Below are 25,516 nucleotides of genomic sequence, written 5' to 3'. Positions count from 1 at the left end.
TAGTTATTTTGATGAAATGACAGTATTGTGTCTATTTAGAAGCCAATGCAACATCAACTTCATTTTTCAAATCATTGATGCCTTCTTTTTTAAACACAATTTTTCCGTTTTGATATAAAATCAAGGTCGGAAAAACTTTTACCGTTTTTAAATCGGCAATAACTTGCGGGCTGTCTTCCAGTTCAATTTCTACGATTTTTAAATTTGTTCCGTATTCTGATCGTATGGTTTCTAAAACAGGTTTTACTTTTTTACAAGGCCCGCAGTATTTGGAACCAATATCTACTAGAACGGTCTTGTTATCGGCAATGATTTTATTGAATTCTGCCAACGATAATTTGCTTTTTAGATTGGAATAAAAAGGCTTTCCGTTTCCAATCCAGTTGGCAATTCCGCCTTCTAAACTATAGGCTTCTGAAAAACCATTTTTTAATAATTCTTTTTCTAAAGCAACACTTCTGCCCGCGCCAATTGAATAAATAAATACAGGTTTGGATTTATCTAGTTGAGCGGTATATTGTTCATAATTTTCAGATTGAAGGTTGAAATTTACAGCGCCTTCAATATGATTTAAAGCAAATTCCTCTGGAGTTCGCGCATCGACAATCTGCGGATTTTTTTGGCTTTTTATTTTCGAATAAAATGAGTCTAACGATAATGAAGAATGATTTTCATTTTGCGAAAAAGCAGCAACTGCCCATAAAAAGGCAATTGCTGTTATACTGGTTTTTAAGATTTTATTTTTCATATAAAAATACTAAGCTTGCTCCAATACTGGTGACGGAGATTCCTCTGCAGTAACTGGTTTTGATTTTAATGGAAGTGACAAGACGCCTTCAGCCAATGCGCTTCCTTCTTTTTTAGATTTAAATATTGGCCATAAAAATTGCGCGTACCACTCTTCTTGTTTGTACGATTTTGTTCCAAATGATTTAGGATATTTTCGAGTAATCAATCCCGTTCCAAAAATGATATCCCAGATAAAAAACATGTTTCCGAAATTGCCTTTAAAGTGTCCGACACCATCTCCGCTTGTATCTGCGTGATGTGCTTGATGTGTGGCAGGAGTAGAAATCAGTCTTTCTAAAACCCATGCAATTGGATGCAATACTCTGTATTTGTAGAAAGGTTTATCCCATGGAATGCTAGAATGCGCTCCCAAAGTGATAAAACTTTTAATTACTAAAACAAATAAAGCAGGAAGCCCTAAACCTAAATAAGTTAGTGTTGCTGTTAAATAAATTTGAGAGAAGAAAACCGTGTAAATAAAGTTTTGTCTGGACGCCATCGCCATTCCCATATACGGAGCCGAATGGTGTGTTCTATGAAAACGCCATAAAAACGGCACTTGGTGATGCAATCTGTGATACCAATACTGCGTTAAATCATCGGCAATTGCAATTAAGAAAAAGCCTCCCCAAAACGGAACCCACGAAAGTGAATTTGCCGCATTTGGAAGTAAATAAGGTAATGCAGTTAAACTGAAAAAAGCAATTACCGGCGGTAAAAGCAGCTTTGGTGCTAAGAAGGATACGATATCTATTTTGCGTTCTTCGCCGGTCCATTCGTCGTCGTACAAACCTGCTGCAAATTCGATTACTCCCAAAACCAGCATAAAAACTATTAATCCCCATGTTCTAATGTTTGCAAAAACAGGCTGCGCAAATTCGAGCCAAGAAGGTAATGTTAAATGCGATTCGCTTACAGATCCGCCTGTTAGTTTAAAATAAAGGTAAATTGCTATTACCGGTAATGAATAAATAAAAAAGCTTATTGCTAAGTCTCTTGTTAATTTTTCTTTTTGAACTATTGCCATGATTTCTTATTTTAAAAATTGATTAATTAATGCTAATCCTCCAGCCAGAATTGCCAGCGGAACTAAAAATAGTATTGTCCCAACGACAATTTTTTTTCCTATTATTTCATAATCTACTCGTTTCATATCTTTCTGAATTTAAATGCTTTATTGTAAAATTAAATAAAATAATTACTAATTCTATGGAGTTAGTAGAATTTTATTCTTTGTTTTTATCCTGCAAGGTTTCCAAAACCTTGCAGGTTGTGATGATCTAGTTAATTCGTACTTCCTGGTTTGGTGGCTTGTTTAATTAGATCTGAAACTGTTTTTCCTTTGTCGGCGCCTGTATTATGAATTCTTCTGTTGTAAACATCCTGCCAGTCAATCAATGGATAGACGTTATTTTCTTTGGCTTGTTCGTCAAATAGTTTTTGAAGTTCGGCTAGTTTTTCAGGATATTTTTTAGCAAGATTGTTACGTTCGTTAAAATCCTCGTTTAGATTGTATAATTCCCAAACATCTGTATCGAAGTTGCTTGGAGCAGGTTTTTCGTTGCTACCCAAAGATTTTTTCACAGCAAATGAATCTGGTAAATGTGCTGCAGAGGCTTTCCATCCATCTTTATAAATTGCTCTGTTTCCGAAAATGTAGTAATACTGCACTTTGTGTAATGATTCTGCTTTCGGATTATCCAAAGAAGCTTGGAAAGAAGAACCCTGAATAATGTCTTGTTTAATTCCTTTGATATATTCTGGAGCTTTAATTCCGGCAATAGCTAATGTAGTTGGAAGCAAATCGGTTACATGGCTGTATTGATTTCTAATGCCGCCTTTATCTTTAATTCCGTTTGGATAAAAAACAATTAAAGGATTACGAGTTCCTCCTTCTGAATGTGCGTCTTGTTTCCAGTTTTTGAAAGGAACATTTGTTGCCTGTGCCCATCCTAAAGGATAGTTGGTATTTAAACCTTTTGCTGTTCCGATCTCTCCGATATTATTCAAATTACTTTGAAAATTTTCTTCATCTGTTTTTCCTTGTGAAAACAAACTTTGACTAATAGTTCCTTGTAAAGTTCCTTCTTTACTAGCTCCATTATCTCCAATTGCCACAAAAATTAAAGTATTATCCAGCTGTCCGCTTTCTTTTAGATAATTAACTACTCTTCCAATTTCATAATCGGTATAAGTTAAAAATCCAGCGTACACTTCCATAAATCTTGCATATACTTTCTTTTGGTCTGGACTCAATTTTTTCCATTCTGTTATAAGCGCGTTACGTTCTGGCAGAACAGCATTTGAAGTAACAGTTCCTAATTTCTTTTGGTTGGCCAATACTTTTTCGCGGTACACATCCCAGCCTTCGTCAAATTTTCCTTTATAAGGCTCGACCCATTTTTCAGCAACCTGATGAGGTGCGTGTACAGCTCCTGGTGCATAATATAAAAAGAAAGGTTTTCCCGGAGCGGCTTTTTGCTGTTTCTGAATATAGCTGATGGCTTTGTCAGTTATTAATTCATTTAAATGGCGACAATCAGGTTTAATATGAACTTGGTCTTCTACTAGATCAGGATTGTACTGGTCGGTTTGCGAACCTAAGAATCCGTAGAAATGATCGAAACCTTTTCCAGTTGGCCACCTGTCAAACGGACCTGCATCTGACGCTTCTTCATCTGGTGTTACGCCATATTTTCCAACGGCAAAAGTATTGTAACCGTTTGCACGAAGAATCTCTGCAATTGTCCCTTTGTCAGAAGGAATTCTTCCATCCCAGCCAGGAAATCCTGCCGATAAAATAGTGTGGGAAAATCCGCTTACGTGAACTCTTCCTGAATTTCTTCCAGTCAATAAAGCGGCTCGGGTAGGAGCACAAATAGCTGTTGTATGAAAGTTGGTATAACGTAGACCGTTATTTGCCAGATTATCAAAAGTCGGCGTATTGATTAATCCTCCAAAAGAACTTGAAGCTCCAAATCCAACATCATCCAACAAAATCCAAACTACATTCGGAGCACCTTTTGGAGCCGTTACCGGATCTGGCCAGTATTCTTTAGAATCAGCCAAAGTTTTGCCGATTGTGCCTTTAAACTCTTGTTTTTCCTGCGCCATTCCCAGTTGTGCAACAAGAAAAGCAGTAATCAAAAGTCCTTTCTTCGGACTTTTGACTGCAATGCTATTTTTAAATTTTTTCATTGTTTATAGTTTTTTAGTTATGTGGTTTTAAATAATGGTTCTTAATTTTAGAAGCTAATCCCGCTATCCGCTACAATCTTTTGTGGCGAACCCCGCCACAAAAGGATTTCCACTTCTATCGGGGCTAGGATATTCATTTTCAAAAGATTGTTTTCGTCTCTATTTGTCATTTCGACGAAGGAGAAATCTCCGTGACTGGCTCCATAACGCTTAGCAAATCTTTGCCGAGTTTCTTGCGGAGATTTCTCCTTCGTCGAAATGACAAGATTACGTGTTTAAATATCATCCAACATTAATATCCTGGGTTTTGAGGTAATCCATCAGGGTTGATGTTTCTTTCGCTCTGCGGAATCGGATAAAGGTTATTTCTTTCTGAAACCGAGTTTTTAGCCGTTACTTTTTTCACTTCAGTAACCAAAGTTCCCCATCTTACCAAATCAAACCATCTTTGTCCTTCCTGAACAAATTCTTTCTTGCGTTCTTCCTGAATTGCAGCTCTAAAAGAAGTTTGGTTTAATCCAGCGAAGTCAACAGTCGCATCAGCTGTGGTGATTGGTTTTCCAAAAGCTCTTCTTCGTACCTGATTGATCAATTCATAAGATTCGGCAGTTGGTCCGCCTTGTTCATTTATCGCTTCCGCTAATGACAATAAAATATCAGCATAACGAATAATTGGAAAGTTGATAGCGACATTTCCAGGCGTTGCCAGATTGGTTAAATCCAAGTATTTTTTAAAAATTGGTTTCGGAAATGTGTAAAGTGTTCCAGTTGTAGGATTCAATAATTGTTTGGCATAACTTACATCTCTTCTTTTATCCCCAGACGCATAAATATCATAAAACAATGCGACATCTGAGATAATATCTGCTGGTTCTGTAGCTGTAAATCCAGTAAAAGAAGTTGCTTGAAAAGTACTGCCGCTAGAACCGTTTCCTGCTTGATTGGGCTCAAACTGAACAGAGAAAATATGTTCTTTTCCGTTCTTTTTCGTTTTAGTAAAAATATCCTGAAATTCTTCGAATAAAGCATATCCGTATCCACCGTTAATTACTTCTCTTGACTTTAAAATGGCATTCGGCCAATCTTTTCTAGTCAAATAAACTTTTGCCAAAATTGCTTTTGCAGCACCAGACGTAGCACGACCTGCATCTGAAGCAGTATAAGTTGGAGGTAAAGCTTCGGCATCACTTAAATCGGTAATGATTTGAGCATAGACTTCTTCTACAGTTGCTCGGTTGGTTTTTAAATCTCCTAAATTAATAGATTTTGCTTCGTGTAAAACAATCGGAACACCGCCCCAAAGTCGAACTGCCTGAAAATAAAGCAGCGCTCTTATAAATTTAGCTTCGTTAATCAATCGTGTTTTGATAACTTCATTACCAGATACTTTCGGGATATTGTCAATAGAAACATTCGCTCTGTTAATTCCGTTATAAATTTGTCTCCAAGCTACTTGAACACGGTCGCTTGTTGCATCATGAGTTAAGGCACTCAATGCCCTAACCTGTGGGTTGGTAGCCGAAACCCCTGCAGCAGCATAATCTGAACCCATATCGGTTAAGAAATAAAGGTTTCTTCCAAACAAACTCTGTTCACCGGGATCAATACTTAAAGAAGCGTAAACAGCAGTGACACTCGCAACAGCATCATCTTGCGTGATAAAATAATTGTCTTCGGTTACAAAAGAGGTAGGCGTTACCTCTAGTTCCGTGCACGATACAAGTAAACCTGCACTAAAAAGGAATGTTATAATAATCTTTTTCATTTTATATTTTTTTTACTTAGAAAGTTACGTTCAAGCCCGAGATGAATGTTTTTGAATTTGGATAAGAACCAAAATCGATTCCCGGATATAAGTTGTTTTGTTCGTATGAACTTACCTCTGGATCATAACCAGTATATTTTGTCCATGTAATTAAGTTTTCTGCTGAGATGTAGAATTTTACACTTTTGGTTCCCAGTTTTTTAGAAACACTTTTTGGTAAAGTATACCCCAATGTGATTAATTTTAATCGTAAGAAAGAAGCATCTTCTACATAACGCTCTGAAACAATTCCTAATGGAGAACTTGTTGCTCTCGGAATTTCACTGCTTGGATTTGTTGGTGTCCAGCGGTCATTTAAAGTCGATGCTGCATTGGTTCCCAGTGTAGAGATTTCCAACTGCTGATTTAAAGCGTTGAAGATTTTTCCGCCATAAGATCCTTGGAAAGAAAAATTCAAGTCAAAGTCATTATATGAAATCGTGTTGCTGAAACTCCCAACAAATTTTGGCTGAGAAGTTCCTAAATTTCCTTTATCCAAAGCATTAATTACACCGTCGCCATTTGCATCGACATATTTTCTGTCTCCCACTCGTGTGTTGGCTAAACTGTTGATTTTTGGCTGTGTATTAACTTCTTCCTGCGTTTGGAAAATTCCGTTAGTTCGATATCCCCAGAAGCTTCCTAGAGGAAGACCTACTTTTACAATTACAGGCTGCTGCTGTAATAATGAACCGTTTGGAACTACTGGAAAAAACTCATTTACACCATTTCCAATTTCTGTCACCTTATTTTTGTTAGCTGAAAATACTATGTTTGAATTCCATGCAAAATTTTTTGTTTTGATGTTTTCTGTGGTCAAACCAACTTCAATACCTTTATTTTCAACTCCTCCAATATTTTGAAGAACAGTGGCATAACCAGAACTTAATGGAACTGGAACATTGATTAATAAATCGTTTGTTTTTTTGTAATAGACATCAAAAACAAAATTGATTTTTCGGTCTAGTAATGATAAATCCAATCCAACATTGTACTGATCTGTTTTTTCCCATTTCAAATCTGGATTTGCCAATCGGGTAGGAGCTAGTCCTGTGTAAAGTGTACCTCCAAAAGAATAGTTTACAGAACCCATAGATGCCAGCGGAAGATAATTTCCAATTTCTTGGTTTCCTGTTGTTCCAGCAGTAATTCTAAGTTTGGCTTCGGTAACACCTTTTATATTATTGGCGAATTCTTCATCAGTAATATTCCAAGAAAATCCTGCTGAGGGGAAATAACCCCAAAGTGATTCAGAACCAAATCGCGAAGAACCATCTGCACGGCCGGATAATGTGAAATTATATTTTCCTTTATAAGAATAATTTACTCTTGCCAGCCATGATTTTAAAACACTTTCGTAAGCATCACTGTATGGTTTTACGGGTACACCATCTTGCAGTGCATTATAGGTATTGGCATCGTTTACAAATGTCTGAGCGCCAGCATTCACGACTTCGCCTTTTGTATATTGAAGTGTGTAACCTCCTAAAGCAGAAAACCTATGATTTTCGCCAAAATTTGTATTGTAGTTTAATGTGTTTTCATTTAAAACAGAACTTACAACTCTTTCTCCAATAGAAGCTAAACCCTTTGTCCCTGCTCCAGTAGTAGTGTTTGCGGGTGCATAATAGTTTTGTTTTGTATTTAATACATCTCCGCTTACAGCAACTTTAGCAGTCAATTTTTTATTGATTTTATATTCACCAAATAAGCTGGTTAAAATTCGATTAAGTTTAGTTTCGTTAATGGTATTTTCTAAATCATTAATAGGATTTTGAATATAACCATTTACAGAAGTTGCGTAAGGATTGTTGGTTACGTTGTAACTTCCATCAGCATTCTTGATGGGAACAACAGGCGCTAGTAGCAAAACGCTGACCAATGGATTCGGATTTCTTCCTGCTGCCGCACCGCCGTTTGTACCAACACCATTAGAAATGGAATTAGTATAATTCGCATTTACGCCAAATTTGAAGTTCTGAGAGTAATTTCTTTCGTAGTTAGCTCGAAGTGAAATACGTTTAAAGTCACTGCCCAAAACAATTCCGTCCTGATCAAAATAACCTGCGGAAATTGCGTATCTGGATCTTTCATCACCTCCAGAAAAAGACAAGTTGTGACTTTGTATTGGCGCTGCAGTTACAAAAGCTGCAGACTGCCAGTCATAATTACCAGAGGTTTTTAAGGCTTCTATCTGCGCAGCAGAAAAAGATGGCGCCTGACCAATACTTGCTTGAACATCATTTCTCAGGCTAGCCCATTCGCTGGCATTCATCAGTCTAAGTTTTTTTGAGATATTCTGAAATCCAAAATAGCCTTGGTACGAAATATTATCTTGTCCTTTTGTTCCTTTTTTAGTCGTAATAATTACAACACCGTTTGCACCGCGAGAACCATAAATTGCAGTTGCAGAAGCATCTTTTAATACTTCTATAGACTCGATATCTGCAGGGTTAATAGTAGACAAAACGTTAACGCTTGCACCCGAAAAAGCTACTCCGGCAGAACTGTTTGAATTGTCGTTATAAATTAAGATTCCGTCTACAACATACAAAGGTTCGTTACCTGCAGTTATAGAATTTCCTCCACGAATACGAACACTTGAAGAAGCGCCGGGACGCCCAGAACTTTGCGTAACTACCACTCCAGAGATTGCGCCTCTAAGAAGATTGTCTGCAGAAGAAGTTACCTGAGATAAATTGGCTTTAGGGACAGAAGCAACAGAACCTGTAATGTCTTTTCTTTTTTGAGTTCCGTAACCTACAACCACCAATTCGTCTAATTCTTGTCTTTCTTCTTTTAAATGAATAATTACGGGATTTTTTTCAACTATAATTTCTAATTTTTTATATCCTATGTAACTTACAATTAATGTATATGGAAATTTCTGACCTGTTTGAAAATAAAATTTTCCTTCAGCATCGGTAACAACGCCATGGGTCGTTCCTTTGATATTAACAGAAGCGCCTATAATGGGTTGATTTGTAATGTCATCGACAACTGTTCCGTCGAGTTTAGATTGGATTAAAGGAGTAGTATTTTGGGCATTTATTCCCGCCGTTATTAAGAGGATAAACAGAGGTATGTATATGTTTAACTTTTTTTTCATTTCTTTGTATTGGTTTTAAGTAATTAACAAGACGCCCTGAGCACTGTTTTTACAGCACTCTAAAGTGTTCTTGATTTAGTGATAAATGTTCTTTAAGCCTTGCCATTTCTGTTGCCGCAGAAATGGCTTTTTTTATTTACAGCAGCAGGTTTGCATTGTTTTCATTTTAGTTTTTTTAGTTGTTAGTTATTTAATTTATTGAATAATAGGTATGGTTTCAAGAATCCGTCCAACGCAAAAAATGCCTCAGAAAGATTTTTGGGTAAATTCAGTAAATATTTTTCGGTGGTGTTTTTTAAGAAATTTGCTTTATCAAATAATTAAACAGCAAATAAATAAAAGTAGAATTTTAGCAACAGAAACACATATAACAGCAAGTGTTATAAGTGTACATTTTAGGAAGAATGTAATGCGATATGCTTTCTGTTGTTTTCACAATAATAGTTTTTAGGTTTGAAATACTATTTTATACTCTACTAATCCTATAGACAAAGTTAAATTTTATATAATAAAAACCAAAAGTTTGCCGATTTTTTTTTGAAAAAACTTCATTTTCGTATGCATCCATAACGATGATTTTTTTGTGACATCCTTATTTTAATGAGCCTGCAAAGAATGTATGATGCCAACAAGTGTTAAAATAAATTTTAATTCTAAACCTAAATTGTAGTATTTTACATTATTTTAAGCCCTAATTTTAAGGTTTTAAACGTTTTACATTTAGCTAAAAGAACATAAAAACAATCTTTAAAGCTCTTTTGATATAAAAAATAGAAAAATTGTAACTAAATTTTAAAGTTGATTTTGAATAAATTAGAGTAATTTTATAAAGAAGAAAAAGAAATTTCAAAAATTCATCCCTGCTAATAATAAATACTTATATTTGTAATAAGTATTTATACTTAGTTTTAACTAAATAAATAATGATAGAAGTAAAAGAAGCTTTAGAAATTGTAGCAGCAAATAGTAATGCTATGCCAATGCAGAAAATTAAAGTGCATAAAGCGCTCGGTCATGTGGTGGCAGAAACAATTTATTCGCCAATTTCTATGCCTCCTTTTCGTCAATCGGCAATGGATGGATATGCTTTTACGCACAGTATAAGGCATCAATATGATATTGTTGGGATTTCTCAAGCTGGAGATCACTCCAATATTAAATTAAAACAAAACGAAGCTATCAGAATATTTACTGGTGCCTACGTGCCAGACGATGCAGATACAGTAGTAATGCAGGAGCATGTAATGGCCAATACAGATTCAATTCTAATTGCGCAGATGCCCGAGAAAAATACAAATGTTCGCCCGAAAGGAGAGCAGATTGGTAAGGGAGATGTTGTTTTCGAACCTAATACTTTGCTGACTCCAGCTGCAATTGGATTTCTAGCCTGCTTAGGAATTACAGAAATTGAAGTTTATAAAAAGCCAAAAGTCGGCATTTTAGTTACTGGAAATGAATTAACAGAACCTGGGAAAAAACTAAAAAAAGGGAAAATATTCGAAAGTAATTCGATTATGATTCAGGCAGCGCTCGAAACAATTGGAATCAAAAAAACAAAAGTTTACAGAGTAAAAGACAATCTAAAAGCTACGAAAAATGCACTTAAATCAATTTTAAAAAAGAATGATATCGTGTTAATTTCGGGCGGAATTTCTGTAGGAGATTATGATTTTGTAAAAGAGGAATTGTTGAAAAATGGAGTAGAAGAACTTTTTTATAAAATCAATCAGAAGCCGGGAAAACCAATGTTTTTTGGATCTAAAAAGGAAACCTTAGTTTTTGCACTTCCAGGAAATCCAGCTTCTTCGCTGACTAATTTTTATATTTATGTTTTGCCGGCTGTGAAAAACAAAATGGGTTTTTCTGAAATTCATAAACCAAAAGTAGTTAGAAAGCTAAATGCTGAGATAAAAAATAATACCGGAAAAACATTGTTTCTAAAAGCTAAATACGACGAAACAGACGTAACGATTCTAGAGGGGCAAAGCTCGGCAATGCTTAATTCTTTTGCCATCGCAAACGGATTGGTAATTGTAGAACAGGATGCAGAAAATATAAAAAATGGTCAATTAGTAACTATTTTACCAATTGATTAGTTTGATATAGATCAAAAAATTGATTAAATAAATACAAGATTAAATAAAGGAAAACGGGCCTTCATTATTCTGTAGACATTATCTAAAGATCGCTGTACGAAACATAGCTGGTGATTTAAATCATTGAAATAACCACGTTTCCTGAGGTTGATTAGGTTGAAACTTCAGGTTATTTTAAAATCGTATGTAAAGCGACTGCTATATAAAATATAGCCGACGGTTTCAACCGTCGGGACAAAGATTGGCAACCTGAAACCTGAAACCTGAAACCTGAAACCTGAAATCTGAAATCTGAAACCCGAAACCTGAAACAAAAAAACAAAATCATGAAAGCACTAACAGTATTTATTCTTTGCGGTGGAAAAAGTTCCAGAATGCAGTCAGAAAAAGGATTGGTTTTGTTTCAGGATAAACCGTTCATTGATCACATTATTCAGGCAATTCTGCCCATTACCAATCAAATAAAGCTAATAACAGCATCGAAACAATATGATTATCTGGAATATGAAAAAATACCAGATTTGATTGTAGATAAAGGTCCGCTGGGAGGAATTTACACGGCATTATCGCATTCTGAAACCGAATTTAATCTTATTTTAAGTTGTGATATTCCGTTGATTTCAACCGAATTACTTCAGGAATTAATTTCAAAACATACCAAAGAAGCTGGAATAACAATTTTTGCGTCAGAAAGTAAAACACATCCTTTAATTGGTATTTACTCGAAAAATATTCTTTCTGTAATAAAAGAATCAATTGATTCTGATGAATTGAAAATGATGGATTTGCTGGCCAAATTACCGCATCAAATTATCAAGATAGAGGAAAACGAAAATTTTCCTTTAACCAATATTAATTCAATAGATGAATTAAATGATCTCAATATCAATTTAAGTTAATTACTATGCGAAACTTAAAAACACCAAAATTGACGATTGTAGGCGCAGGTCCTGGAGACGTCGAATTGATCACAATGAAAGCCATAAAAGCACTGAAAAATGCAGATGTAGTGTTGTACGATGCTTTGGTTAATGAAGAATTATTGGAGTATGCAGCAGATGCAGAAATTGTTTTTGTTGGAAAACGTCTTGGATGCCACGCTTATACGCAAGATCAGATCAACGATTTGATTGTAAGTATGGCAAAAACCTACGGACACGTTGTCCGCTTAAAAGGCGGTGATCCTTTTGTTTTTGGAAGAGGAAGCGAAGAAATTGAATTTGCAGAACAATTTGGAATCGAAACGGCAATTGTTCCCGGCATTTCATCTGCTTTAGGAGTTCCTGCATCGGTCGGAATCAGCTTGACGCAGCGTAAAGTTGCCGAAAGTTTCTGGGTAATTACTGGGACAACTTCAGATCATAAATTATCAAAAGATGTTCAATTGGCTTCAAAATCGGCTGCGACCGTTGTCATTTTAATGGGAATGCATAAATTAGGGGAAATCATTTCTATCTATCAGGAAAACAGGAATGATGACCTGCCAATTGCAATTATTCAGAACGGAACTAAAAATTCAGAGCAAAAAGTAATTGGAACTATCAATACAATTAGTAAATTGGTATCTGAAAAAAAGATTTCATCACCTGCAATTATAGTTATTGGTGAAGTAGTGCGAAATACATCAAGCTGGATTTCGTATTTTCAGGAACATTTTGATGACGAATTTATTTTTCAGAATTTAAATTTATAAGAATGATCGAGGTAAAATATTTTGGAGCTGTTGCTGAAAAAACAAAGTGTGAATTCGAAAAGTTGTCTTTTTCCGAAGAATTATCACTGCAGAAATTACTGCAGGATTTAGATGAAAAGTATGAGTTTGAATCATTGAGTTTTAGCGTGGCTGTGAACCAAAAAATAGTTTCAAAAACTAAAGACCGCATTTTGATCGCAAGCGATATCGTTGCATTATTGCCGCCATTTGCAGGAGGATAAATACCTATGGAAACATCAAATCGATATAACCGACAAATAATTCTTCCTGAAATAGGAGAAGATGGTCAGTATAAGTTGCTGAATGCGAAAGTTTTGGTAATTGGGGCTGGAGGCTTAGGCGCGGCAATTCTGCCTTATTTGGCTGCCGCAGGAGTAGGGGAAATCGGAATTGTGGATGATGATGTCATTGAATTATCAAATTTGCATCGTCAGGTAATTTATAAAAGTTCGGCCGTTGGAAAATCAAAAGCAAAAGAAGCCGAACTGATGATCTCAGAATTGAATCCGCAGGTAAAAGTAAAAGCGTTTTCAGAGAAATTGTCAGGAAAGAATGTCTTTAATTTATTTGAAAAATATGATATAATTGTTGATGCAACAGACAATATTTCGATTAAATATTTAATTAATGATGCTTGTCTGGCTTTAAATAAACCAATGGTTTATGGATCGATTTTTAGATTTCAGGGACAGGTTTCGGTTTTCAATTATCAAAACGGACCAACATACAGATGTTTATATCCTGATGAAAACAATAATGCTTTGAATTGTGAAGATGCCGGAGTAATCGGAATTTCGGTGGGAATTATTGGAATGTTTCAGGCAAATGAAGTTTTGAAAATGATTCTTGGTATTGGAGAAGTTTTAAGCGGTAAAATATTAGTTTATAATATTCTAAATAACGAGCAGCAGAAATATGATTTTGAAAAAAGTGATTTTCAAATAATAACCAGAGAAGTATTCGACGAAAAATATAATAAATTGGAGACCGAAGAAGTAAGTTTTGAATCGGTTTTGAATGAAATAAAAGACGATTCAGTTTTGTTTCTGGATGTTAGAAATACTGATGAATCGCCGAAAATCAATTTAAAAAATCAAATCCAGATTCCTTTAATGAATTTAGAAAATGAGATTGAAAAATTAGATAAAAATCAAACCATTTATATTTTCTGCCAATCGGGAATTAGAAGTAAAATTGCAGTAGAATTACTTCAAAAACATCAATTTAAAAATATAAAAAGTATTGCTGGAGGCGCTTTAGCAATGAAACAATTATTAATAGGAGAAAAGATTTAGCCACAAATTAAACAGATTAAAAGGATTTTTTATGAATTGTGTAAAATTGTCTGCCACTAATTACAAGAATAAAATTATTACTTTAATAAAAATTAGTGAAAATTCGTGACAAAGTAAAAATCCCTCTAATCTGTGTAATCTGTGGCATAAAAAAACATAAAAAATGAGTAAAAATGTATTTGTACAAGGACCAATTACTCCTGAATTTATAGCGGAATCTATCGCTAAACATCAATCCAAACATACGATTGGAGCACATAATATTTTTCTAGGACAAGTTCGTGCCGATGTTATTCACGATAATACTGTGGTAGCGATTGATTATTCAGCGTACACCGATATGGCAAATGAAGCTTTGTACACAATTCGCGAAAAAGCTTTCGCTAAATTTGATTTAACCTGCATGCACATTTACCATAGTCTGGGAGTTGTAAAAGCAGGCGAAATTTGTTTGTTCGTATTTGTTTCGGCAACACGCAGAAAACAAGTTTATGAAGCGACAGAAGCAATTGTAAATTGGATTAAAACAGACGTTCCAATTTTTGGCAAAGAAATGTTTGAAAACGATACATTTACTTGGAAACAAAATAGTTAATGGTAGATATTACACATAAAATAAGTACATTAAGAAAAGCGACCGCAACCGCAATTGTAAAAGTCAGCAGACAGGAAACGATTGATGCTGTGGTGAATAATTTGGTTCCAAAAGGGAATGTGCTTGAAATGGCAAAAACCGCTGGGTTATTTGCGGTTAAAAACACACATTTATCTATTCCAGATTGTCATCCAATTCCAATTGAATATACTTCGGTGGAATATAAAATTGAAGGTTTAGAAATTCAGATAATATTCAACGTAAAAACCGTTTATAAAACGGGAGTTGAGGTTGAAGCCATGCACGGAGCATCTATTGTAGCACTCACAATGTATGATATGCTGAAACCAATTGATAAAGAAATTGAAATTTCGACAATTAAATTAGTTAATAAAGAAGGTGGAAAATCTTCTTTCAAAAATAGATTTCCAAATGCGATAAAAGCAGCTGTTTTTGTTTGTTCTGATTCAATTTTTGCGGGTGATAAAGAAGATCGTTCTGGAAAAGCAATTGTTGAAAAATTAGATGCTTACGGAGTGGAAACTTCTCATTATGAAATAATTCCAGATGAACTGGATATAATTCAAGAGAAGACAAAGGCTTTCGCAAAAGAACACCAGTTAGTTATTTTTACTGGAGGTACAGGCTTATCGCCAAGAGATGTAACGCCAGAAGCGCTATCGCCTATTTTAGAAAGCAGAATTCCTGGAATCGAAGAAGCTATACGCAATTACGGACAACAGAGAATGCCTTATGCAATGCTTTCAAGAAGTGTCGCTGGAACGTTGGGGAAAAGTTTGATCTTGGCACTGCCGGGGTCAACTAATGGAGTAAAAGAATCGATGGACGCTGTGTTTCCACACGTTATGCACGTCTTTCATATTTTAAAAGGAAAAAATCATGACAGCCTCTAACACTATTTTGACGGATGGTTTTGGGCGTAAACACAATTATTTACGCATTTCGCTGTTGGAAAAATGCAACCTGCGTTGTACGTACTGCATGCCGGCAGACGGAATTGCGCTTTCTCCAAAAGCCAGTTTAATGACGGCGGAAGAGATTTTTGGTATCGCTCAGACTTTCGTAAAAAATGGTGTTGACAAAATAAGATTAACGGGCGGAGAACCTCTGCTGAGAAAAGATTTTCCTGAAATAGTTTCTAAATTATCCGAATTAAATATCTCACTTTCGATAACCACAAACGGTATTTTGATTGATCGTTATCTTGAAGTTTTAAAAGAGTTTAAAATAAAAAAAATCAATTTGAGTTTAGACACTTTAGTTTCGTCGAAATTTCATTCGATAACGCTTAGAAACCAGTTCGAAAAGGTAATTCACAATTTGCATTTACTTTTAAATAATGATTTTGAAGTTAAAGTAAATGTCGTTTTAATGAAGGGTTTTAATGATAACGAAATTGTAGATTTTGTTAAGCTGACCCAGTTTCTGCCAATTTCTGTCCGATTTATTGAATTCATGCCTTTTGCAGGAAATGAGTGGGACAGAAGCAAAATGGTTTCGCAAAAAGAGATTTTATCTTTGGTAGAAAATGCTTTTTCTGCAGATGAAATTCAAAAATTAGAAAACGAAAAAAACTTTACTTCTAGAAATTACAAAATAAAAGGTTTTCAAGGTGATTTCGGAATTATAAGTTCTATTACAAATCCTTTTTGTGACAGCTGTAACCGAATCCGCTTGACGGCAGATGGCAAAATAAAAAACTGTCTTTTTTCTAATTCAGAAACTGATTTATTGACTGCTTTTAGAAATGGAGAATCAATCGCAGATTTGATTTCAGAATCCATTCAAAATAAAAAGAAAGTCCGCGCTGGAATGGTTACCATTGACGAAATGGACGATCCAAAAAAACACTTTGATAATCGTAGTATGATTGCGATTGGGGGGTAGGTTTTTAGTTGTGAATTGTGAATTGTGAATTGTAAGTTGTGACTTACAAATTGTTTTAAGGATTGTCGGGCTGAGCGGAGTCGAAGCCTTTAAGGAACGCTAAATTTTTCCTTTATGTGATGTTAATACATATTTCTGTTTAAAAAAAAAAGGCTCAACCCTAAAGTTAAACCTTTTCTTTAGTAATTATTTTTTCTTTTTAGCCTTTGCTTTTTTCTTGGATTTAGCTTTTTTTTCTGCTGCTTTTTTAGCTTTTTTTGCTTTTTCTTTTTTCTTTTCGGCTTCTTTTAGTTTTGCTTTCTTCTCTTTTTCTAATTTTTTGATAACAGCTTTAATCGCTTTTTCTCTTTTCTTTTCTTTCTCTTTCTTCGCTTTAAGTTTGGCTTTCAGCTTTGATTTTATATCGTTTTTTTTGCCAATTTTTTCAACTGTCACAACGGGTTGGTTTTCTTCAAAAGGAACAGGAATATCAGTAGTTTGGATTTCAACAATTTCAGAAACAATAGGTTCTGCATTTTCAGGTGTTATTGCTTCTTTCTTTACGGTTGCTCTAGGTGCTCCTTTGACCGCCGCTCTCACAGGTGTTTTTGCAGCTGGTTTAACTGTTGCTGGTGTTTTTACAGCTGTCGTTTTTGCAGCAGTTCTGGTTGTTCTTCTAACGGTTGATTTTGCGTCTGGCTGCGTTTCTGTAGTTTGTTCTACAATTGTTTCTGCTGGAATATCGGTTGTATTTACAGCAGGGGTTTTAGTTGTTCTCTTTATCATAACTGTATTTTTATTGAGTAATAGACGATAGCTAAGAATTAAACAACAGCTGAAGTACAATGTTTTGGTATAAATTCTTAGTTAAGCTAAATATACGCAATTTTTGAATACCGATATGTTAAGTTTTTTATAGAAAAAGCTAATGCTCAACGGCTTCCAAAATTTTAAAATTACTTTTAGGAGCTTCACAAAGAGAGCAGCAATATGTTTCTGGCAGATTTTCAAACAAAATACCTTTTGGAATTCCTTGAGTTTCATCTCCGTACTCAGAATTGTAAAGCGTTAAACATTCTTGGCATTGATAAATATCCAATTGTGGTTTTTCTTTTTTCTGTGGATTTTCGGTTGTTTCTATAGTTGAATTTCCAAGCTCTTCAAAATATTTTCGGCTTAATTCAATTAAAATTGTCGGAAGTTCCAGTTTGTCAATATCCTGTGAGTGAACAATGTATTCTCTTGTATTGGGATCAAAATTCTTAGCAGACAATACATTATAAGTGTCTCTAATTTTGATGGATTCTAAAGCTGCAGGAAGTTCGTTTTTTTCGATTACAATCGAAGTAAAATAGTGGCCGTCACGATTGTATTCTGCAATTCCAAAATTTAATCCGTAGGTGCTGATGTCAAACTGGTCGAGTGTGCGTACCAAAAACGTTTTGAGATTTAGCGCCCATTCCATTGCAACAGGCAAATGCCAATTTAATTCTAGTAAAGAATGACGTACGTTGATTCCTCTTTTACCTAAAAATTTTTCCCATTCTAATTTACGGTCTTTCGGAATTCCTTTAATAATGAATGATTTCCAAGGTGTAATACAGATTTTACCAATTTTGCATTCAAAACACAAATCGCACATTTCTTTTAAAAAATCGAGATCGTACAGATTATTGCGCCAGTATAATCCCAGCCAATATTGATCAATCCCCATTCTATTCATTCCTTCGTAATACGGAAACGGATAAAAAGGAACTTTTAAAGGTTTATCAATTGTTCGATTATTAGTATCTAATGCTTCGCTGACCAAAGTAAAAAGTAATTCTATATCTATGGCAGTTTCGTCGGTTATTTTTTCAATTTCGTAATAGGTTTTCGCCAGATCCCAGCTGTAAATTAAAACAGGATAAACCTGCATTTTTTCCCATTGGGGAAGACGAATATACAAATACCAGTAATCTTCGTGCTCTGAAGCAATAAAGTTTATATGACCTGTGAATAAGGGAACAAGCTGCTGTTTTGGATCTGTTATATTGACTTTTAATTTGGGCTGTTCTTTAAATTCTTCTAAAATATATAAAAAACGATTTCCAGTAAGCCAGTTTGTATTTCTAAAAATATCTGTCGAAACATAAGAAGAAACAATATTATTCCCGCTTTTTTGATCTGGATAAACAAAGTGATGTTTGCCCAAAGTCGTTTTGTCCAATGATTTAAAGCCATGCGGAAAAATAATATCCTGTCTGGAACCAAAAGAAATTGAATCGAGACCTTCTTCCAATGCAATATCAATTACTTCTCGTAATTCCCCCGGCGAAATAACGCCTCCTTTTACTATTAATCTTGTTAGTTCCATTTTTTTTAGTTTCAAGTTTTAGGTTTCAAGTTTCAGGTTTCAAGTTTCAGGTTTCAGGTTTCAAGTTTCAGGTTTCAGGTTTCAGGTGCACGTTCCAACAACTTGAAACTTGAAACCTCAAACAAAAAAACTCATCTACACTTAGCAAGAATCTCCTTAACTTCTGTTTTACAGCTGCCGCAGCCTAATCCAGCGCCAGTATTTTTGCATAAATCGGTAAAATCGTTTACGCCGCTTTTAATAGTTTCTTCTATATTTCCAGCACCAACCTGACTGCAGGAACAAACTAGTTTTCCTAAAACAGGTTTTGCATTTGAACTTCCTCTGAGCAATAAATTTCGTTTGTCTGATAATTCTATTTTGCTTTCGATCATCGTTTTGAATTCGGCAAATTCGTTTTTATCGCCCATCAAAATCGCGCCAACCAAAAGATCATCTTTTACAATACATTTTTTATAGTAACGTTTTTTCAAGTCTGAAAAAACAATTTCTTCGTACGAATCGTCGTTTTCGGGAATTTCAATATCGCCAATACTGCAAAGATTTATATCTTCTAATTTTAAAATATTCATTAAAATCGAACCTTTGTAATAACTGCTGATATCGCCTGCCAAAAAGTTAGCCAGAATATCGGCCTGTTCCTCGGCAGCAGAGGTGATTCCGAATAACTTATTATTGAATTCAGCTATTTCTCCAATAGCAAAAATATCAGGATTTGAAGTTTGTAAATACTGATTGACTTTTACACCGCGTCCGCAGGCAAGACCGCTTTCGCGCGCAATTTCAATATTCGGAATTGTTCCAATCGTGTACACAATTGCATTTGCAGTGATGATTTTACCGCTCTTTAAAGCTATTTCAATCTCATTCGGATTCTCAGTTTCGAAAACCGTGCTTACTTCATTATCAAAATAAATCTGAATATCGCGAAGCTGTACTTCTTCTGCCAAAAGCTTACTTGAAATTCGATCCAGCTGACGTTCCATTAAACGCGAAGCCCTTTGAACAATTGTAGTTTTTACTTTTTTATGTTTTAAAGCTGCCGCTAATTCCAAACCTAACAATCCGCCGCCAATAATCACAACGTGTTGTTCTTCTGGAGGAAGATTGGTGCTGTCGAGATGTCTTTTTAAACGATCTGCATCTTCTTTACGTCTTACGGTAAATCGTCCTGGAAGATGTAATTGTGCATTTTCGGGAACAAAAGGACGGCTTCCAGTTGCTAAAATTAGGGAATCAAAAGTATGTGTTTCACCGTGACTGTCTATTATTGTTTTTAATTTAGTATCTACTTTATCAATAGAAACTCCAGCTTTCATGGTGATTTTTAGTTTATTAAAAGTTTCGCCGTCTTTTACTTTTAATAATTGTTCCCAGCTGAATTCTCCCGTCATATATTCTGGAAGTAAAACGCGGTTGTAAAACGGATTTACTTCATTCGAAAAAACAATGATTTCATCGGTTGAATTGAATTCACGATAATTTTGAATGAATCGGAAAGAAGCAGCGCCGGCGCCAACAATTGCAATCTTCTGGAAAGGTTTTACATATTTGGTAATCGAAACGGTAGTATATTTAAAATCAGGTTCTTTTGAAATTGGGTCGACTACTGTATTGGTTAGATTATTGGTTCGATTTAGATCATTTTCTAATTGCTTTCCCCAATGCATCGGCAGAAAAACAACCTTTTCTTTGATAGAATCTGTCACTTTTGCTTTTACGCGGACTTCTCCGTTTTTACTGGTAACGGTAACAATATCACCATTTTTAATATCGTTTTTAAAAGCGTCAATCGGATTTATTTCTAAAACCGGACTCGGAATATGCGTTAGCAACCTCGATACTTTTCCAGTTTTGGTCATCGTATGCCATTGATCGCGAATTCTTCCTGTGGTTAGTATAAAAGGAAATTCTGCATTTGGCTGCACGGATGTATTTTCGATAGAAACAGGAAGGTTGAAAATAGCTTTTCCAGAAGGCGTGTAGAATTTTTTATCGGTAAATAATCTCGGTGTTCCTGGATGTCCATAATCTGGAACCGGCCATTGAAAAGTCCCTTCGGTTTTTAAACGGTTGTAATTTAAGAAGGAAATATCGATGTTAGTTCCTTTCGTAAGTGCACAATGTTCCTTGTAAATTTCTTCGGCGCCATTGAAATTGAATCCGTTGAAATTCATTTTTTTTGCAAAGCGAATTAGAATTTCAATATCTGGAAGAGCTTCTCCCGGCACATTAATTCCTTTTGGCAGATAAGAAATACGACGTTCAGAATTGGTCATCGTTCCTTCTTTTTCCAGCCATCCTGCTGCAGGAAGTAATAAATCGGCAAATTTGGCTGTGTCTGCATTGTGCGAAATATCCTGAACTACAACAAATTTTGCATTTTTAAGCGCTTTTTCGGCTCTTCTGGAGTCGGGTAGACTCACTAACGGATTGGTGCAAATGATCCAGACTGCTTTCATTTTTCCAGATTCTAATGCTTCAAACATTTCAGTCGCGGTTAATCCAGGTTTATCTGAAATTTCGTCAACACCCCAAAAATCCGCAACTTCTTTTCGATGCGTCGGATTTGCAATATCTTTATGCGCTGCCAAAAGTGTCGCCATTCCGCCCACTTCGCGGCCGCCCATTGCGTTGGGCTGCCCTGTTAGTGAAAAGGGTCCAGATCCTGGTTTTCCAACTTGTCCCGTTAATAAAGATAAATTGAGTAAAGCCGTATTTTTATCAACGCCAACTGCACTTTGATTTAAACCCATTGCCCAAAGCGAAATAAAACCTTTTGCTTTACCAATAATGTCTGCAGCCAGTTTAATATCGTTTACAGAAATTCCACAGAGTTTAGAAGCTTTTTCTAAAGACGTGTTTAAAACTAGGTCTTTGTATTGTTTAAAGTTTTCTGCATTATTTTTTACAAAATCATGATCGACATATCCTTTTTCGATGATTCGTTTGGCAATGGCATGATATAAAATAATGTCGGAACCCGGAATAATCTGCAAATGCAAATCGGCGAAAGCAGCAGTATCTGTTCGCCTTGGATCAATTACAATTATTTTTATTTTAGGATTTTTCTCTTTATGTTTTTCAAGTCGTCGAAATAGAATAGGGTGGCACCAAGCTGGATTGGCTCCTGTAATTAAAAAAGTGTCGGCCAATTCAATATCATCATAAGCAATTGGAACAGAATCTTCTCCAAAAGTTTTTTTGTAACCTACGACAGCTGAACTCATGCAGAGTCTTGAATTGGTATCAATATTATTGGTTTTCAAAAAACCTTTTACAAGTTTGTTTACCAAGTAATATTCCTCTGTTAAACACTGTCCAGAAATGTAAAAACCAACGCTGTCTGGTCCGTGTTTTTTAATGATAGAAGAAAAAACAGCAGCTGCGCGGTCCAAAGCAGTATCCCAGGTGACACGTTCCAGCGGATATGATTTGCTTCCGCGCATTTCGGGATACAGAATTCTATCAGATGTGTCGTTAACTACGTAGTGCAGATTCATTCCTTTAGAACACAGCATTCCTTTATTAACAGGATGGTCTTTGTCACCTTCAACCATTACACCATTTTTGGCATCATTAGTTACGATTATGCCGCATCCAACGCCGCAATAGGAACAAGTGGTTTTGATCTTTGTATTTTGCATTACAGTTCTGTTTTTGAATACTACTTTAACGAATCTGCTTCACTCTAGATGAATTACGTAAACAAAAATAAGTATTTTTTACGTATAAATACTTAATTTTTGAATTTATTTTTTTATTTTTGATGATAATAAAATGACGAACAACAAATTAGTTTTTTAATCTGCTAAAAATTAGAAGTCATGAAAGAAGAGCAAATAAGTTGTTATTCCTGTGCCAACGAAAATTGTTTTATAAAGAAACACCTGCATTTAGAGCAGATGACGCAGTATGTTTCGAAAAAACAAAATATAGTCTGTAAAAAATCCGATCGCTTTATTACGGAAGGTTCTCCACTGCACGGACTTTATTTTATATGCAAAGGAAAAGTGAAAACCGTAAAAACGGGAATTAACGGCCGTGAGCAAATTGTCCGCCTGACAAAAAATGGAGATATAATTGGCTTTCGGGGATTTGGAACTGGGCAAAAGTATTTAATTGGAGCCTATGCCTTAGAAGATACTGTTTTATGTAATTTCAGTAACGAAACAATGCTGGAAATTTTAAAAGAAGTTCCTGAATTTACATACGCTCTTATGTTGTTTTATGCCGATGAATTAAACAAAAGTGAAAACAACATTCGCAAAATTGCACATATGAATGTCCGTGAACGTGTTATCGATTTACTGCTTTACATACATCGAAAATTTGGACAAATCGATGGTTTAATTGATATCGATCTTTCCCGAAAAGAAATAGCCGATTTTGCAGGAACTACCGAAGAACAGGCCATTCGTATTATTTCAAGTCTTAAAAAAGAAACGCTGATTAAAACAGTTGGAAAACGAATTGGAATTCTGGAAGTTGCAGCATTGCGCTCAGAAATTTTGGAGCATAAATATTTTTAGTGAGGGACAAAGTTACAAAGGTACAAAGTTGCATAGGTTTCTTATTGTCGAGACGCAGTGCAGTGCGTTTCGACGTCGAATGGATTATTTTTTTCTTCCCACAAATCGAATTACAGAACCCGTTCCGTTGTGCAATGAAAGCAGGAATAAATACTGTTTTTTTTGTGAATTCCAGACGACGTACAGAACAAAATAAATTCTTCCAAGATCAAATAAAAATACCCTTCTTCCAGACAGAAAAAAGGGTAGTGTATAATTTAGATTTATAAAAATCTCTTTATTTTAATCTTAACCAACGATTGTTGTTACGCCGCTGTTTATGTCAATTTCTGCAAAATGATGTTTTCCCATTACGATAAGCAGTTTGTCTGAATTATAACCTACATATCTAATTTCAGGTTGTCCCTTTTTGGGTTCTCCACAAACGGAAATCACATTGGTCTGCCATTTCAATTTGCTTCTTTTGTAGGCAGATATAGTTTGTAAATCGTTCTCAACATAATAAACTATGTTGTTTTTTTTAATTCCTCTTTTTTGCGTTTTGGCAAAATTTATTTCTGAGTTTTTAGAAATTAAATCATCATTGTATTTTTGGGCAATGCCAGACTGGGCTACAATGAAAGTTAACATTGATAACTTTAAAAATGGTTTCATTAGGATAGAATTTGGGGTTCATAATCGGCTCAAATATAATTAATTAAACTATATAACAAGTTTCTTTTAGGTGAAAAAAAAATACCCTTTTCCGAAATAGGAAAAGGGTAAAAAATATAAATTAATTTTGAGGAAAAATTATTTTTTCCAGCTAAAAATTCTTGGATTCACAGAAACCATTAACCAAGCCCAATTGTTAGTATGACCTGCATCTCCATTTTTAATAAATTGCATTGTTTTTGAGCCAAACATTTGAGAATAACCTCCTGTAACTGTAATGTCTTTTTTGAAATTATAACCAAAAGTAACATCAACCTCAGTTCCTAAATACGAATCTAATTTTTCGTTTAAAGGCGTAACTACATCAGCAGCAGCTAAAAATACGTGAGGCATTAAAGCAAACTGCCATTTCTCAATATTGTAATTTAATTTGATGAAAGCATCTTGTAAACCGACATTGTTTAAATGGTTTCCAACGTAGAAATAATCCATATAACCATTAAAGCCGTGATTGGTTCCAAATATCGGGTTGAAAGATTTTATAACTGAACTTCCGTCGTTTGAATCTTTTCCAGATAAAAATTCATATCCTAATCCAGCTTTGAAAGATTCGGTAATTTGATATCCAAAATTTGCTGCCGCATTCCAGGCGCTGACTTGTAAATCTGTGCTTTTTCCAGTTTGTCCGTATACCCAGAAACTGCTGTCTATTTTACCCGTTTTATAGGTTAGGTAAGGTCCAAACGTCTGCTTGTAATCTACTAGTAATTTGGCATCGGCGTTGGCATATTCATAACCTGTATTCAGCAATAAAAAACTCAAACCTAAATCTTCATTGAATTGATTGTGATACCAGGCATATTGCAAAGCTTTATAATTGGCAACAGTGTAAGGCGTTTGAAAAGTATTTTCGGCAGTAGAATTATAGGCACCTCCAAAATCTAATTTTTGACTTTCTGTATGATAACTTACAGTAAGCGCGTCATGACTTTGTGCCTGCTGTCCCCAGTCTTGTTCTCCAAAAATACGCTGATTATCATAAGAAAGAACCTGACGTCCCATTCTTGCGCTCCATTTTTCTGTGAAATTATATTGTGCCCAAGCTTCGAAAACGGCAACTCCATTTTTATCGGCAACCGCTGTTGGTGCAACGTCTCCCCAAGTTCTGGTGTTTTGAAGAGTCAATTTTACAATTAAATCTTCTTGTTTATAATTGAAATTTAAACGGGAACGCTGTGATATTTGAGATGTTCCTTTTTGTCCCTCAGGTATAAGGGTTTTATAACCATTACGGTATTCAAAACGTGGTCGAATCTGCAGATTTACATCTAACTCCTGCGCCTGAATTTCGAAACTTAATCCTACGATAAGTATTAAAATTAGTTTAAGTTTTTTCATAAAGTTTTTATGTTTTTTATCGAAGGTAAATTTATAAGAAAAAGCCGTTGTTTTCTATGATCTAAGTCATATTTCTAATTATTTTTTAA

19 protein-coding genes are annotated in these 25,516 nt (G+C 35.1%); 9 read left to right on the top strand and 10 right to left on the bottom strand.

All coding sequences use genetic code 11. The features are described from left to right. Nucleotides 1-31: 31 nt before the first annotated feature. From HYN86_RS19090 to HYN86_RS19070, 5 genes are all read right to left on the bottom strand, one after another. On the bottom strand, nt 32-748 hold the full coding sequence (locus tag HYN86_RS19090) for a thioredoxin domain-containing protein (RefSeq protein WP_113679486.1): 717 nt from the start codon (nt 746-748) through the stop codon (nt 32-34). Nucleotides 749-757: 9 nt separating this feature from the next. Then, nucleotides 758-1,816 (bottom strand): sterol desaturase family protein, encoded by a 1,059-nt coding sequence (locus HYN86_RS19085; protein ID WP_113679485.1) that lies wholly within the window; start codon nt 1,814-1,816, stop codon nt 758-760. A gap of 257 nt (nt 1,817-2,073) precedes the next feature. After that, nucleotides 2,074-3,987, bottom strand: a complete 1,914-nt coding sequence (locus tag HYN86_RS19080) for an arylsulfatase (protein ID WP_113679484.1) — start codon at nt 3,985-3,987, stop codon at nt 2,074-2,076. A 292-nt stretch (nt 3,988-4,279) separates the two neighbouring features. Then, nucleotides 4,280-5,752, bottom strand: a complete 1,473-nt coding sequence (locus tag HYN86_RS19075; RefSeq protein ID WP_113679483.1) for a RagB/SusD family nutrient uptake outer membrane protein — start codon at nt 5,750-5,752, stop codon at nt 4,280-4,282. Between the two features lie 16 nt (nt 5,753-5,768). Continuing rightward, complete coding sequence (locus HYN86_RS19070; protein ID WP_113679482.1) at nt 5,769-8,900, bottom strand: SusC/RagA family TonB-linked outer membrane protein; 3,132 nt, start codon at nt 8,898-8,900, stop codon at nt 5,769-5,771. 923 nt (nt 8,901-9,823) lie between these two features. Here HYN86_RS19070 and HYN86_RS19060 point away from each other — a divergent pair. From HYN86_RS19060 to moaA, 8 genes are all read left to right on the top strand, one after another. After that, nucleotides 9,824-10,996 carry a molybdopterin molybdotransferase MoeA gene (locus tag HYN86_RS19060; RefSeq protein WP_113679480.1) on the top strand — a complete coding sequence of 391 codons (1,173 nt, stop codon included), beginning with the start codon at nt 9,824-9,826 and terminating at the stop codon, nt 10,994-10,996. Nucleotides 10,997-11,322: 326 nt separating this feature from the next. Next, the gene (locus HYN86_RS19055) at nt 11,323-11,895 is read left to right on the top strand and encodes a molybdenum cofactor guanylyltransferase (protein WP_113679479.1); all 573 of its coding nucleotides are present in this window, start codon (nt 11,323-11,325) and stop codon (nt 11,893-11,895) included. Nucleotides 11,896-11,900: 5 nt separating this feature from the next. Next, on the top strand, nt 11,901-12,689 hold the full coding sequence (gene cobA, locus HYN86_RS19050; protein ID WP_113679478.1) for a uroporphyrinogen-III C-methyltransferase: 789 nt from the start codon (nt 11,901-11,903) through the stop codon (nt 12,687-12,689). A 2-nt stretch (nt 12,690-12,691) separates the two neighbouring features. Next, nucleotides 12,692-12,931 carry a MoaD/ThiS family protein gene (locus HYN86_RS19045; protein ID WP_113679477.1) on the top strand — a complete coding sequence of 80 codons (240 nt, stop codon included), beginning with the start codon at nt 12,692-12,694 and terminating at the stop codon, nt 12,929-12,931. Nucleotides 12,932-12,937: 6 nt separating this feature from the next. Continuing rightward, the gene (gene moeB / locus HYN86_RS19040) at nt 12,938-14,005 is read left to right on the top strand and encodes a HesA/MoeB/ThiF family protein (RefSeq protein ID WP_113679476.1); all 1,068 of its coding nucleotides are present in this window, start codon (nt 12,938-12,940) and stop codon (nt 14,003-14,005) included. A gap of 163 nt (nt 14,006-14,168) precedes the next feature. Further along, nucleotides 14,169-14,600 carry a molybdenum cofactor biosynthesis protein MoaE gene (locus HYN86_RS19035; RefSeq protein ID WP_113679475.1) on the top strand — a complete coding sequence of 144 codons (432 nt, stop codon included), beginning with the start codon at nt 14,169-14,171 and terminating at the stop codon, nt 14,598-14,600. Then, entirely contained in the window at nt 14,600-15,514 is a 915-nt protein-coding gene (moaCB, locus tag HYN86_RS19030; protein ID WP_113679474.1) for a bifunctional molybdenum cofactor biosynthesis protein MoaC/MoaB, read from the top strand. The genes HYN86_RS19035 and moaCB overlap by 1 nt, the downstream gene beginning before the upstream one ends. Next, complete coding sequence (moaA, locus tag HYN86_RS19025; protein WP_113679473.1) at nt 15,501-16,508, top strand: GTP 3',8-cyclase MoaA; 1,008 nt, start codon at nt 15,501-15,503, stop codon at nt 16,506-16,508. The genes moaCB and moaA overlap by 14 nt, the downstream gene beginning before the upstream one ends. 186 nt (nt 16,509-16,694) lie before the next feature. Here the strand turns inward: moaA and HYN86_RS19020 are convergent, their stop codons facing one another. The 3 genes from HYN86_RS19020 to HYN86_RS19010 all read right to left on the bottom strand — a co-directional run bounded on the left by HYN86_RS19020 (nt 16,695) and on the right by HYN86_RS19010 (nt 22,490). Then, nucleotides 16,695-17,273: a hypothetical protein gene (locus tag HYN86_RS19020; RefSeq protein WP_113679472.1), complete on the bottom strand. Its 579-nt coding sequence runs from the start codon at nt 17,271-17,273 to the stop codon at nt 16,695-16,697. A gap of 139 nt (nt 17,274-17,412) precedes the next feature. After that, nucleotides 17,413-18,843, bottom strand: a complete 1,431-nt coding sequence (locus tag HYN86_RS19015; RefSeq protein ID WP_113679471.1) for a rubredoxin domain-containing protein — start codon at nt 18,841-18,843, stop codon at nt 17,413-17,415. Nucleotides 18,844-18,974: 131 nt separating this feature from the next. Continuing rightward, nucleotides 18,975-22,490 carry a nitrate reductase gene (locus HYN86_RS19010; protein ID WP_113679470.1) on the bottom strand — a complete coding sequence of 1,172 codons (3,516 nt, stop codon included), beginning with the start codon at nt 22,488-22,490 and terminating at the stop codon, nt 18,975-18,977. A gap of 180 nt (nt 22,491-22,670) precedes the next feature. Between HYN86_RS19010 and HYN86_RS19005 the strand changes: the two genes are divergently transcribed. Further along, a complete protein-coding gene (locus HYN86_RS19005) occupies nt 22,671-23,375 on the top strand; it encodes a Crp/Fnr family transcriptional regulator (protein ID WP_113679469.1) in 705 nt (234 codons plus the stop codon). A 288-nt stretch (nt 23,376-23,663) separates the two neighbouring features. On the opposite strand, the gene HYN86_RS19000 is transcribed toward HYN86_RS19005, so the two are convergent. Continuing rightward, the gene (locus HYN86_RS19000; RefSeq protein ID WP_113679468.1) at nt 23,664-24,029 is read right to left on the bottom strand and encodes a hypothetical protein; all 366 of its coding nucleotides are present in this window, start codon (nt 24,027-24,029) and stop codon (nt 23,664-23,666) included. Nucleotides 24,030-24,167: 138 nt separating this feature from the next. Continuing rightward, nucleotides 24,168-25,427: an alginate export family protein gene (locus HYN86_RS18995; RefSeq protein ID WP_113679467.1), complete on the bottom strand. Its 1,260-nt coding sequence runs from the start codon at nt 25,425-25,427 to the stop codon at nt 24,168-24,170. Nucleotides 25,428-25,516: the final 89 nt, after the last annotated feature.

Origin of the sequence: Flavobacterium fluviale (assembly GCF_003312915.1) — a bacterium.
Taxonomy (GTDB): Bacteria; Bacteroidota; Bacteroidia; order Flavobacteriales; family Flavobacteriaceae; genus Flavobacterium; species Flavobacterium fluviale.
This window is presented reverse-complemented; position numbering and strand designations above follow the sequence as displayed.